Origin of the sequence: Burkholderia orbicola (assembly GCF_900100915.1) — a bacterium.
Taxonomy (GTDB): Bacteria; Pseudomonadota; Gammaproteobacteria; order Burkholderiales; family Burkholderiaceae; genus Burkholderia; species Burkholderia orbicola.
The window spans coordinates 995,884-1,007,871 of record NZ_FNKW01000002.1; the positions used below are offsets into that span (position 1 = coordinate 995,884).

Annotated in this window: 9 protein-coding genes; 3 read left to right on the forward strand and 6 right to left on the reverse strand. The window is 65.7% G+C overall.

What is annotated here, in order from left to right; all coding sequences use genetic code 11:
• Positions 1 to 22: 22 nt before the first annotated feature.
• From dxs to BLS50_RS21330, 3 genes are all read right to left on the reverse strand, one after another.
• On the reverse strand, positions 23 to 1,927 hold the full coding sequence (gene dxs / locus BLS50_RS21320; protein ID WP_012338492.1) for a 1-deoxy-D-xylulose-5-phosphate synthase: 1,905 nt from the start codon (positions 1,925 to 1,927) through the stop codon (positions 23 to 25).
• Positions 1,928 to 2,008: 81 nt separating this feature from the next.
• Complete coding sequence (locus BLS50_RS21325; protein WP_006479426.1) at positions 2,009 to 2,893, reverse strand: polyprenyl synthetase family protein; 885 nt, start codon at positions 2,891 to 2,893, stop codon at positions 2,009 to 2,011.
• On the reverse strand, positions 2,890 to 3,183 hold the full coding sequence (locus BLS50_RS21330) for an exodeoxyribonuclease VII small subunit (protein ID WP_006479428.1): 294 nt from the start codon (positions 3,181 to 3,183) through the stop codon (positions 2,890 to 2,892). Before BLS50_RS21330 ends, BLS50_RS21325 begins: the two co-directional genes overlap by 4 nt.
• 269 nt (positions 3,184 to 3,452) lie before the next feature.
• Here BLS50_RS21330 and BLS50_RS21335 point away from each other — a divergent pair, with 269 nt between their 5' ends.
• Together BLS50_RS21335 and BLS50_RS21340 are read left to right on the forward strand one after the other, a co-directional pair.
• The gene (locus tag BLS50_RS21335; protein ID WP_011548151.1) at positions 3,453 to 4,559 is read left to right on the forward strand and encodes an aromatic ring-hydroxylating oxygenase subunit alpha; all 1,107 of its coding nucleotides are present in this window, start codon (positions 3,453 to 3,455) and stop codon (positions 4,557 to 4,559) included.
• Positions 4,560 to 4,676: 117 nt separating this feature from the next.
• Entirely contained in the window at positions 4,677 to 5,546 is an 870-nt protein-coding gene (locus tag BLS50_RS21340) for a sulfurtransferase (RefSeq protein ID WP_074803936.1), read from the forward strand.
• A 69-nt stretch (positions 5,547 to 5,615) separates the two neighbouring features.
• Here BLS50_RS21340 and BLS50_RS21345 read toward each other — a convergent pair whose 3' ends face one another.
• The 3 genes from BLS50_RS21345 to polA all read right to left on the reverse strand — a co-directional run bounded on the left by BLS50_RS21345 (position 5,616) and on the right by polA (position 11,226).
• Complete coding sequence (locus BLS50_RS21345; protein WP_027782552.1) at positions 5,616 to 6,491, reverse strand: dienelactone hydrolase family protein; 876 nt, start codon at positions 6,489 to 6,491, stop codon at positions 5,616 to 5,618.
• A gap of 368 nt (positions 6,492 to 6,859) precedes the next feature.
• Positions 6,860 to 8,194 carry an NAD(P)/FAD-dependent oxidoreductase gene (locus BLS50_RS21350; protein WP_069230853.1) on the reverse strand — a complete coding sequence of 445 codons (1,335 nt, stop codon included), beginning with the start codon at positions 8,192 to 8,194 and terminating at the stop codon, positions 6,860 to 6,862.
• A gap of 278 nt (positions 8,195 to 8,472) precedes the next feature.
• On the reverse strand, positions 8,473 to 11,226 hold the full coding sequence (gene polA / locus BLS50_RS21355; RefSeq protein WP_074803938.1) for a DNA polymerase I: 2,754 nt from the start codon (positions 11,224 to 11,226) through the stop codon (positions 8,473 to 8,475).
• A gap of 1 nt (position 11,227) precedes the next feature.
• Here polA and BLS50_RS21360 point away from each other — a divergent pair, with 1 nt between their 5' ends.
• Positions 11,228 to 11,986: an LOG family protein gene (locus tag BLS50_RS21360; RefSeq protein WP_006479437.1), complete on the forward strand. Its 759-nt coding sequence runs from the start codon at positions 11,228 to 11,230 to the stop codon at positions 11,984 to 11,986.
• Positions 11,987 to 11,988 lie beyond the last annotated feature (2 nt).

Consider the following 11,988-nt stretch of genomic DNA (forward strand, 5'->3'; position numbering starts at 1 on the left):
GCCGCCCGCAGGCGGCGCCAGCTTATGCGACGCGCTTCGCGTGGCCGGCGACATCGGCCGCCGGGCTCAGGAAGCGTTCGCGAATCGACTTCGCGATGCCCGCGCCGTCGAGGCCGCATTGCGCCAGCAGCTTCGCGTGGTCGCCGTGGTCGACGAACTGGTCAGGGAGGCCCAATTGTAGTACGGGTCGGATAACCCCACTCTCCATCAGGGCTTCCACGCAGGCCGAGCCCGCGCCACCCATCACGCAGCCTTCCTCGACCGTGACGAGGTAGTCGTGCGTTTCGGCCAGCTCGCGCACGAGCGCCGCATCGACCGGCTTCACGAAGCGCATGTTCGCGACCGTTGCATCGAGTTCCTCGGCAGCGGCGAGCGACGGTGCGACCATCGTGCCGAACGCGAGGATCGCGACGCGCTTGCCTTCCGGCTGCGACGTGCGACGACGCACTTCACCCTTGCCGAGCGGGATCTCGGTGAATTCCTTCACCGTCGCCACGCCCGTGCCCGCGCCGCGCGGATAACGCACCGCGGTCGGGTTCGGCTGCTGCAGCGCCGTGTGCAGCATCTGGCGGCATTCGTTCTCGTCGGACGCGGCCATGATCGTCATGTTCGGGATGCAGCGCATGAACGCGAGATCGTATGCGCCCGCATGCGTCGCGCCGTCCGCGCCGACGAGGCCCGCGCGATCGATCGCGAACACGACCGGCAGGTTCTGCAGCGCGACGTCGTGGATCAACTGGTCGTACGCACGTTGCAGGAACGTCGAGTAGATCGCGACGACGGGCTTCAGCCCTTCGGTCGCGAGGCCGCCCGCGAACGTCACCGCGTGCTGCTCGGCAATGCCGACGTCGTAGTAGCGATCCTTGAAGCGCTTCTCGAACTCGACCATGCCCGAGCCTTCGCGCATCGCGGGCGTGATGCCGACCACGCGCGTATCGCGCTCGGCTTCGTCGCACAGCCACTCGCCGAACACCTGCGTGTAGGTCTTCTTTGCGGGCGTCGTCGACGGCTTGATGCCTTCGGCGGGGTTGAACTTGCCGGGGCCGTGATAGAGCACCGGATCGGCTTCGGCGAGCTTGTAGCCCTGGCCTTTCTTCGTCACCACGTGCAGGAACTGCGGGCCGCGCAGCTCACGGATGTTCTGCAGCGTCGGGATCAGCGAATCGAGATCGTGACCGTCGATCGGGCCGATGTAGTTGAAGCCGAACTCCTCGAACAGCGTGGCCGGCACGACCATGCCCTTCGCGTGCTCCTCGAGCTTGCGCGCGAGTTCGAGCACCGGCGGCGCCACGCTCAGCACGCGCTCGACGCCCGCGCGCGCAGCCGCATAGAAGCGGCCCGACATCAAGCGGGCGAGATGGCGATTCAGCGCGCCGACCGGCGGCGAGATCGACATGTCGTTGTCGTTCAGGATCACGAGCAGCTTCGCATCTTCCGACACGCCGGCGTTGTTCATCGCTTCGAACGCCATGCCGGCCGTCATCGCGCCGTCGCCGATCACCGCGATCGAGAAGCGGTCGTCACCGTTCAGCTGGCTGCCGATCGCCATGCCGAGCGCCGCCGAGATCGACGTGCTCGAGTGCGCGGTGCCGAACGTGTCGTATTCGGATTCGCTGCGGCGCGGGAAGCCCGAGATGCCGTCGTACTGACGCAGCGAATGCATCTGGTCGCGGCGGCCCGTCAGGATCTTGTGCGGGTAGGTCTGGTGACCCACGTCCCAGACGATGCGATCGTTCGGCGTGTTGAACACGTAGTGCAACGCGATCGTCAGCTCGACCGTCCCGAGGTTGGACGACAAATGGCCGCCCGTCTTCGACACGCTGTCGAGCACGAACGCGCGCAGTTCATCCGCGAGCGGTTGCAGTTGGCGACGATCGAGGCGGCGCAAATCCGCCGGGTCGTCGATGGTTTTCAGCAAGTCGTACATCGTCGTTCCATTGTAGGAAATCAAACGCGCCCGCATTCTTTTGCACGCACCGTAGCGTGTGCGCGGCGGCGGGCTTTCGCGTCAGCTGACCCGGTTCACTACCAGGTCGGCAAGTTCGGCCAGACGCTGTGCGCGTGCGCCGAACGGTTTCAGCGCGTCGTGCGCTTCGGCGCGCAGCTGCGCTGCCAGCTCGCGCGACGCCTCGAGACCGAGGATCGATACATAGGTCGGCTTGTCGTTCGCCGCGTCCTTGCCGGCCGTCTTGCCGAGCGTCGCCGAATCGGTCGTGACGTCGAGAATGTCGTCGACGACCTGGAAGGCCAGACCCACGGCCCCCGCGTAAACATCCAGCGCGGCCATCGTTTCCGCCGACGGCGTCTCGCCGGCCAGTGCGCCCATCCGCACGGCCGCGCGCAGCAATGCGCCCGTCTTCATCCGGTGCATCGTCTCGAGCTGTTCGCGCGTCAGCTTCAGGCCGACGCTCGCCAGGTCGATCGCCTGCCCGCCGGCCATGCCGATCGAGCCGCTCGCCAGCGCCAGCTCGCGCACGAGCGCCGCCTGCTGCACCGGCGAGAGCGCATCGGCATCGGTCAACGCCACGAACGCCTGCGACTGCAGCGCGTCACCGACCAGCAGCGCCGTCGGTTCGTCGTACTGCACGTGCACGGTCGGCTTGCCGCGACGCAGCGCGTCGTCGTCCATGCACGGCATGTCGTCGTGCACGAGCGAGTAGACGTGGATCATCTCCAGCGCCGCCGCCGCGGCGTTGCGTGCCGCCTCCGTCGCACCGGTCAGCTCGCCTGCTGCATGGCACAGCAGCGGGCGAACGCGCTTGCCGCCACCGAGGACCGCGTAGCGCATCGCCTCGTGAAGTTTCGCGGGCATCGCGGTTTCAGCCGGCAGATAGTGGCCGAGTGCGTCCTCGACACGGTCAAGCACGGACCGCATCCATTGTTCGAATGTCATAGATCGTCGTCTTCGCCGTCCGTGGCGGCCGTTCCGGACGAAAGCGGCTTCAGCGTCGCGCCGTCGAGCACGCGAACCTGCTGCTCCACTTTCTCGAGCTGCTGTTGGCAAAACGCAACGAGGGTCGCACCGCGGCGATACGCCGCCAGTGAATCCTCGAGGCTCAACGCGCCGCCTTCCATCCGGGCAACCAGCGTCTCGAGTTCCGCGAGCGCCATCTCGTAATTGTCCGGCAACGGTTCGGTGCCATTGCCGGGCGGCGTGGCGCCTGGGGATGCGGTTTTCGCCATGGACGAGGTGTCAAATTTCAAAACAAGTCGGACATTCTACGGCAAAAGAGAATTTTCCGACCTGCCGTCTTGGGCGCCCGCGCACAATTCCGGCCCCATCTCCAGCGCACAGTGTGCGCCTTTCGAGGGCAGCCCGACAAAAAATTGACACAAATCAGGCACTTAATCCTAGCCTTGCGAGGCGAACCGGGTATAATTCTCCGTTTCCCTAAATCGATTTTTCGATGGTTGGGTTGTTCACTGCTTTCACGCTAACACCGGGAGTGGGAATGTCCAATCTGAGCGATGCGCTTCAGTTGAAGTCGGCCCACAGCCAGCTTCCAGTCACTGCATATTTCGATGAGGCGCTACTCGAGCGCGAGATCGAAACCCTCTTCAAGAAAGGACCTCGTTACGTCGGGCACGAGTTGATGGTGCCCGAGGCGGGGGATTATTTCGCGCTGCCGTCCGAGCAGGAAGGCCGCGTGCTGGTCCGTAACCAGACGAACCAGATCGAGCTGCTGTCGAACGTGTGCCGCCACCGGCAGGCGATCATGCTCAACGGGCGCGGCCGCACGCAGAACATCGTGTGCCCGCTGCACCGCTGGACGTACGACCTCGAAGGCGAGCTGCTCGGCGCACCGCACTTCCCCGACAAACCGTGTCTGAACCTCGGCAAGAGCCCGCTGCAGAACTGGCAGGGGCTGCTGTTCGAGGCCGAGGGCCGCAACGTCGCGCGCGACCTCGCCAACCTCGGTACGAAGCATCACTTCGACTTCTCCGAGTACCAGTTCGATCACGTCGAAGTGCACGAGTGCGATTACAACTGGAAGACGTTCATCGAGGTCTACCTCGAGGATTACCACGTCGTCCCGTTCCACCCGGGCCTCGGCAGCTTCGTGTCGTGCGACGATCTCAAATGGGAGTTCGGCGACTGGTACAGCGTGCAGACGGTCGGCGTGCACAACGCCCTCGCGAAGCCGGGCAGCGCGACTTACCAGAAATGGCACGAGCAGGTGCTGAAATTCCGCAACGGCGTGCCGCCGGAGTTCGGCGCGATCTGGATGGTCTACTACCCGGGCCTGATGATCGAGTGGTATCCGCACGTGCTGGTCGTGTCGTGGCTGATCCCGCGCGGGCCGCAGAAGACGACCAACATCGTCGAGTTCTATTACCCCGAGGAAATCGCGCTGTTCGAGCGCGAATTCGTCGAGGCCGAGCGCGCCGCCTATATGGAAACGGCCGTCGAGGACGACGAGATCGCGATGCGGATGGACGCAGGCCGCCGTGCGCTGATGGCGCGCGGCGAGTCGCAGGTCGGCCCGTATCAGAGCCCGATGGAAGACGGGATGCAGCACTTCCACGAGTTCCTGCGCCGCCACCTCGGCGACCTCTGACGGCGGATGCGGCGCCTTGACGCCGCCCGGCCTCCGGCAAACGAAAAGACGGGCTTCGGCCCGTCTTTTTTTGTTTAGACTTGGAGTGTCAGGCCATTTGCACTCGAGGGAGCCGTCATGCCACACACTCATTACACCACGCTCATTTCCGCCGCCAATCTCGCCGAGCGCCTGGCCGCGGCGCCCGGCAGCGTGGCACTGTTCGACTGCCGCTTCGATCTCGCCGATCCCGGCGCCGGCGAAGCCGCCTACGCGGCCGGCCACCTCCCCGGCGCGCAATATCTTCATCTCGACCGCGACCTGTCGGGCCGCAAGACGGGCACCAACGGCCGCCATCCGCTGCCGACCCGCGACGCGCTCGCGACGCTGCTCGCCAGCCGCGGCCTCAAGCAGGGCCAGCAGGTCGTCGCGTACGACGCGCAAGGCGGCGCCTATGCGGCACGCCTGTGGTGGCTGTTGCGCTGGCTCGGTCACGATTCGGTTGCGGTGCTCGACGGCGGCCTGCAGGCCTGGGAAGCGGCCGGCCAGCCGCTGACGACCGACGTGCCGCAACCGGTCGCCGGCGACTTCCGCTCGGCCGCGCCGCTCGAATCGACGGTCGATGCAGCGACCGTGCTCGCGAACGTGTCGTCGCCTGCGCGCGTCGTGATCGATGCACGCGCACCGGACCGCTATCGCGGCGAGAATGAAACGATCGATCGGGTGGGCGGCCACATTCCCGGTGCGCGCAATCGCTTCTTCAAGGACAACCTGACTGCCGACGGCCGTTTCAAGACCGGCCATGAATTGCGCGAGGCATTCACTACCGTGCTGGCCGGCACCGAGCCGAATCGCGCGATCCTGCAATGCGGCTCCGGCGTCACCGCCTGCCACAACGCGCTGGCGCTGGAAGTGGCGGGCCTGCACGGCGCGTCGCTGTACCCCGGCTCGTGGAGCGAATGGAGCGCCGATCCGTCGCGACCGATCGCGACCGGCCCGAATCCTTGAGCACCCGGGCGGCGCGACGACGATGAAACGGCGGCCGGTGCCACTGCGGTAGTTGCCGCCGCCCGTCGTTTACATCACGCCGTACTTGTGGAACCACTCGATCGCGCGCTTCCAGCCGTCCTCGGCATCGCCTTTCACGTAACTCGGCCGGTAGTCGGCAAAGAACGCGTGGCCGGCATCCGGATACACGACGATTTCCGATTCGCGCGCGAGCTTCGAATCGCTCGTCTGGATCGCCTTGCGCATGTCCGCGAGCGACGCCTGCGTGATGTTCTGATCCTTCTCGCCGTACAGCCCGAGCACGGGCACCTTCAGCAACGATGCGTGATCGACCGGGTTGAACGGCGTCATCTCGTCGGTCTTGCCTTCGACGAACCCGTACCACGCCACGGCGGCCCGCACGTGCGGATTGTGCTCCGCATACAGCCACGCCTGGCGACCGCCCCAGCAGAACCCGGTCACGCCGAGGCGCGTCAGGTCGCCGCCGTTCTTGCCAGCCCAGGCGACGGTCGCATCGAGATCCTCGGTGACCTGGCGGTCCGGCACCTTGCTGATGATGTGGTCGTACAGTTCCTTCATCGTCGGATACTTCGCCGCGTTGCCCTGCCGGGCGAACAGGTCGGGCGCGATCGCGAGATAGCCGAGCTTCGCGAAGCGCCGGCAGACATCCGCGATATGCGCGTGCACGCCGAAGATCTCGTGAATCACGATGACGACCGGCAGGTTCGTCTTGTCGACCGGCTGGGCGCGATAAGCCGGCACGCTTGCATCGCCGGAGCGGATCTCGATGGTATCGACGTCCAGCCCGGTGCTGTCGGTCGTGACCGTCTGCGCCGACACGGGCAGCACGGCCGCCGCGAAGGTGCCGCCCAGCGCGGCCTGCATGAACTTGCGGCGCGAGAACGGGACATGGGGGACCAGGCTGTCGACTTCGGGTTTCAACATGAATGCACTCCTCGATTGGGCGCCGCCGTCACGCTCGCGGATACGGCATGACGGGGCATCGCACCGGTAGGCGGTGCGGATGTCGCGGCGGTTGGCACCCCGCCGCAAGCGAAAACCCGGACAAGATGCCCAATAATCCGTTGTCGCGTCAACTGTCAGATGTGTAAGACTCGATTACGACGCGTGGCGGCGATCGAATCGATCATCGCGCGACAGCGCGTGGGCCGCCTGCCGAATCACCGCGCGGTGGCGCGTATCGAGAATCGTCACACGACCGAATCGTTGCGAACCGAAAAGAAAAACGGGCGGCGAACACGCACGACATGCGCATTCCCCGCCCGCGCCACACGCGAGTAGCAAGCGCGCGATCAGTGCAGCTTGACGCGCGGCAGCGTCGTGCGCCGCAGCCAGTGCGCGACCGTGTCGAGCATCATCCGCGGATAACCATGCAGCGCCGCGATGTGCAGCCGGTACAGCGACATGTACATGAAGCGCGCGAACAGCCCTTCGATCAGCATGTTGCCGCCGATCAGTCCGCCCATCAGGTTGCCGACCGCGCTGAAGTGGCCGAGCGACACGAGCGAACCGAAATCGCGATACGTGAACTCGGGCAGCGGGCGCCCTTCGAGCCGGCAGCTGATCGCCTTCAGCAGGAAACTCGCCTGCTGGTGCGCCGCCTGTGCGCGCGGCGGCACGTTGCGTTCGTTGCCCGGCCACGCACAGGCCGCGCAATCGCCGAGTGCGAACACGTTGTCGTCGGTGAAGGTCTGCAGCGTGCGGCGCACGTCGAGCTGACCGAGCTTGTTGACCTGGAGGCCGTCGAGATGCGAGAGCACGGACGGCGCCTTGATGCCGGCCGCCCAGACCGTCAGGTCGGCGCGCACTGCCTTGCCGCTCGCGGTATGCACGAACCCGGGCGCCACCTCGGTCACGCGCTCGCTGAGCATCAGCCGCACGCCGAGCTTCTCGAGCAGTTCAGCCGTCGCCGCCGACACGCGCTCCTGGAGTGCCGGCAAGATCCGCGGCCCCGATTCGATCAGCACGATGCCGACGTCATGGCGGGGATCGAGCTTGTGCAGCCCGTACACGGACAGCACCTGCGCGGTATTGCGCAGTTCCGCGGACAATTCGACGCCCGTCGCGCCGCCGCCGACGATCACGACCTGGATGCGCGGCTCGGCCGACTCGCCCGGCGCGCTCGGCGCCGGCGCCTGGTGCTCCGCGCGCATGCATGCCGCGATCAAGCGCTTGCGGAAGCGTTCGGCCTCCCCGACCGTATCGAGCGCGATCGCGTTTTCCGGCGCGCCCTGCACGCCGAAGAAGTGCGTCGTGCTGCCGATCGCGATCACGAGCGTGTCGTATTCCAGCTCGCGCGCCGGCAGCAGCTCCGCGCCGTCGCTGTCGTTGAGGGGCGACAGCGTGACGCGCTTCGCCGCACGGTCGAGCCCGGTCAGCTCGCCCTGCTGGAACTCGAAGCCGTGCCAGCGCGCCTGCGCCGCATATTCGAGCTCCTGCGTGAACGGGTCCATGCTGCCGGCCGCGACCTCGTGCAGCAACGGTTTCCAGATGTGCGTCGGATTGCGGTCGACGAGCGTGACGAGCGCACGCGCGGGACGATTGCCGCGCGCGCCGTAACGGTCGCCGAGCCGCGTCGCCAGTTCCAGGCCGCCGGCACCTCCGCCTACGATGATGATCCGATGCATCTGATTCCCCCTTTGCGATTCGAAACTGCTGCCGCCGGATGAAGCAAACGCGATGCACCCGCGCCGCCCGGTGGATTAACCGGTTCGGACATCATCGATGTGCAGTTCGAAGCACTTCGATGTGGCCGATCCGGAACGCGGGGCGCGCCGCCCCGCGTCAATGACATGACTGACATGCATTGTCCGGGAGCTTGCGCGTTGACCACAAGCAAACCATCTCGATATTCAGCATCCCTGCAACAATATGCCGCGGGAACGGGGAACTGGCCGGGGGTGCGTCAGTGTGCCTCTTCCCAGTTCGCGCCGGCACCCACTTCGGCGACCAGCGGCACCTTCAGCTTCGCGACGCCGCACATCATTTCCGGCAGTTTCTCGCGCACAAGCGACAGCTCGCCTTCGGGCACCTCGAGCACCAGTTCATCGTGCACCTGCATGATCATTCGCGACGCGAGCCGGTCGCGCGTGAGCCAGTCGTCCACCGCGATCATCGACAGCTTGATCAGGTCGGCCGCCGTGCCCTGCATCGGTGCATTGATGGCCGCACGCTCGGCCGCCTGGCGGCGCGGACCGTTGCCGCCGTTGATCTCGGGCAGCCAGAGACGGCGACCGAAAACGGTTTCGACGTAGCCCTTCTCCTTCGCGGTCGCGCGCGTATCTTCCATGTACTGCGCGACGCCCGGATAGCGGGCGAAATAGCGGTCGATATAGAGCCTCGCCGCATCGCGCGTGATGCCGAGATTCGATGCGAGCCCGAACGCGCTCATCCCGTAGATGAGCCCGAAGTTGATCACCTTCGCGATCCGGCGCTGGTCGGAATTGACCTCCAGCGGCGTCACGCCGAACACCTCGGCGGCCGTCGCGCGATGGATGTCCTCGCCCTGCGAGAACGCGCGCAGCAGCGACGCGTCGCCCGAGATGTGCGCCATGATCCGCAGTTCGATCTGCGAATAGTCGGCCGACACGATCCGGTGGCCCGGCGACGCGATGAACGCCTCGCGGATGCGCCGCCCTTCCGCCGTGCGCACCGGAATGTTCTGAAGATTGGGATCGTTCGACGCAAGGCGGCCCGTGACCGCGACGGCCTGCGCATAGTTCGTGTGCACGCGGCCGGTGGTGGGGTTCACCATGCGTGGCAGCTTGTCGGTATAGGTCGACTTCAGCTTCGACAGCCCGCGATGCTCGAGCAGCAGCTTCGGCAGCGGGTAGTCCTCGGCCAGCTTCTGCAGCACTTCCTCATCGGTCGACGGCGCGCCGCTCGGCGTTTTCTTCACGACCGGCAACTGCAGCTTCTCGAAGAAGATCTGCCCGATCTGCTTCGGCGAGCCGAGATTGAATTCGCCGCCCGCCAGTTCGTACGCCTCGCCCTCGAGCTCGATCAGGCGCGTCGCGATTTCGGTGCTCTGCGCGTGCAGACGCGTATCGTCGATCAGCACGCCCGTGCGCTCCATCTTGCGCAGCACGAGCGACACCGGCATCTCGATCTCGCGGTACACGCGCTCGAGGCCCGGTTCGCGTGCGACCTGCGGATACAGCGCGTGATGAAGCTGCAGCGTGATGTCGGCATCTTCGGCTGCGTATTCGGCGGCCTGCGCGAGCGCCACTTCGTCGAAGCCGATCTGCTTCGCGCCCTTGCCCGCCACGTCCTCGTACTTGATCGTCTTGACGCCCAGATGACGCAGCGCGAGGCTGTCCATGTCGTGCGTGCGGTGCGATTCGACCACGTACGATTCGAGCAGCGTGTCGTGCTCGATGCCGTTCAGCGCGATGTCGTAGTTCGCGAGTACCTGCGCGTCGTACTTCAGGTGCTGGCCGACCTTCTTGCGATCGGCCGATTCGAGCCACGGTTTCAGGCGCGCGAGCACTTCGTCGAGCGGAAGCTGCTCGGGCATGTCGGGGCCGCGGTGCGCGACCGGCAGGTAGGCCGCCTTGCCCGGCTCGACCGAGAACGACAGGCCGACGAGCCGCGCGAGCATCGGATCGAGCGCGGTGGTCTCGGTGTCGAACGCGGTCAGCGCGGCCGCGTCGATTTTCGCGAACCACGCGTCGAACTGTTCCCAGGTCTGGATCGTGTCGTATTCGCGCACGACGTCGGCTGCGATCACCGGGGCCGGCTCGCCTTCCGGCGCATCGGCGCCCCCGCCTTCCGCGGGCGCGCTATCGACTTCGCGAAGCCAGGTCTTGAAGCCGTAGCGCGCGAAGATGTCGCGCAACAGGTCACGCGCCTCGCCGTCGCTCTTCAGCGACGCTTCGATCGATTCGAGATGCGGCGTGAGATCGCACGACGTATCGACGGTCACGAGCTGGCGGCCGAGCGGCAGGAAATCGAGCGCGCGGCGCAGGTTGTCGCCGACCACGCCCTTGATGTCGGCCGCGTGTTCGATCACGCCGTCGAGGGTGTCGTATTGCGTCAGCCATTTCACGGCCGTCTTCGGCCCGCACTTCTCGACGCCCGGCACGTTGTCGACGGTGTCGCCGATCAGCGCGAGATAGTCGATGATGCGCTCCGGCGGCACGCCGAACTTCGCGATCACGCCGTCGCGGTCGAGCGTCTCGTTGGTCATCGTGTTGACGAGCGTGACGCGCTCGGTCACGAGCTGCGCGAGATCCTTGTCGCCGGTCGACACGATCACGTTCATCCCGTGCCGTTCGGCTTCGCGCGCGAGCGTGCCGATCACGTCGTCGGCCTCGACGCCCTCGACCATCAGCAGCGGCCAGCCGAGCGCGCGCACGGCGCCGTGGATCGGCTCGACCTGCAAGGCGAGATCGGGCGGCATCGACGGACGGTTTGCCTTATAGTCGGCATAAAGGTCGTCGCGGAACGTCTTGCCCTTTGCATCGAACACGCAAGCGCTATACTCTGCACTGACTTCCTTGCGCATACGGCGCAGCATGTTGATGATTCCGTAGAGCGCTCCGGTCGGCTCCCCGCCAGGGCCACGCAAATCAGGCATCGCATGGTAAGCCCGATACAGATAGCTCGAACCGTCAACCAATAGCAGGGTCTTACCTTCCAGATTTCGTTCTTCAGGCATTATGAACAAGAGAAAAGTGATTCCGAGTCTGCGTTCGCTCGCAGATCAAGAGCGCGCGACGGCCAAGAAGGCGCGCGCATCGTGGCAGATGTTCACGATTATGGCAGAGTTTATCGAGGCGACCGAGTACCTGTCGGAGATCCGCCCGGCTGTCAGCATCTACGGTTCTGCCCGCCTCAAACCCGACACGCCGCACTACAAGCTGGCCGTGCAGATCGCGCGCAAGCTGTCGGACGCCGGCTTCGCGGTGATCTCCGGCGGCGGCCCCGGCATCATGGAAGCCGCGAACAAGGGCGCGCACGCCGGCAAGGCGCCGTCGGTCGGCCTGAACATCGAGCTGCCGCACGAGCAGGCCGGCAACCACTACCAGGACATCTCGCTGCGCTTCCGCCACTTCTTCACGCGCAAGGTCACGTTCGTGAAGAACTCGGATGCGGTGATCGTGATGCCGGGCGGCTTCGGCACGCTCGACGAACTGTCCGAAGTACTCACGCTGATCCAGACGAAGAAATCGCGCCTCGTGCCGATCATCCTCGTCGGCAGCGAGTTCTGGCAGGGGCTGCTGCAATGGTTCCGCGATCAACTGATTCCGATGGGCCTGATCAATCCGGAAGACATGGATCTGATGCAGGTGATCGACGATCCCGACCAGGTGCTCGACGCGGTGCTCGCGTTCTACGAGGACAGCGGCGAGGAAGAAGGCTCGGACGAGGACGACCATCCGCCGCGCCCGGAAGAAGACCGGATGTTCTATCTGTAACC

Bases quoted from the DNA above. Each gene is read 5' to 3' on its own strand.
- BLS50_RS21345 (WP_027782552.1), bottom strand. From the start codon at position 6,491: ATGTTGAAACCCGAAGTCGACAGCCTGGTCCCCCATGTCCCGTTCTCG.
- BLS50_RS21325 (WP_006479426.1), bottom strand. From the start codon at position 2,893: ATGACATTCGAACAATGGATGCGGTCCGTGCTTGACCGTGTCGAGGAC.
- BLS50_RS21350 (WP_069230853.1), bottom strand. From the start codon at position 8,194: ATGCATCGGATCATCATCGTAGGCGGAGGTGCCGGCGGCCTGGAACTG.
- BLS50_RS21360 (WP_006479437.1), top strand. From the start codon at position 11,228: ATGAACAAGAGAAAAGTGATTCCGAGTCTGCGTTCGCTCGCAGATCAA.
- BLS50_RS21335 (WP_011548151.1), top strand. From the start codon at position 3,453: ATGTCCAATCTGAGCGATGCGCTTCAGTTGAAGTCGGCCCACAGCCAG.
- polA (WP_074803938.1), bottom strand. From the start codon at position 11,226: ATGCCTGAAGAACGAAATCTGGAAGGTAAGACCCTGCTATTGGTTGAC.
- BLS50_RS21340 (WP_074803936.1), top strand. From the start codon at position 4,677: ATGCCACACACTCATTACACCACGCTCATTTCCGCCGCCAATCTCGCC.
- BLS50_RS21330 (WP_006479428.1), bottom strand. From the start codon at position 3,183: ATGGCGAAAACCGCATCCCCAGGCGCCACGCCGCCCGGCAATGGCACC.
- dxs (WP_012338492.1), bottom strand. From the start codon at position 1,927: ATGTACGACTTGCTGAAAACCATCGACGACCCGGCGGATTTGCGCCGC.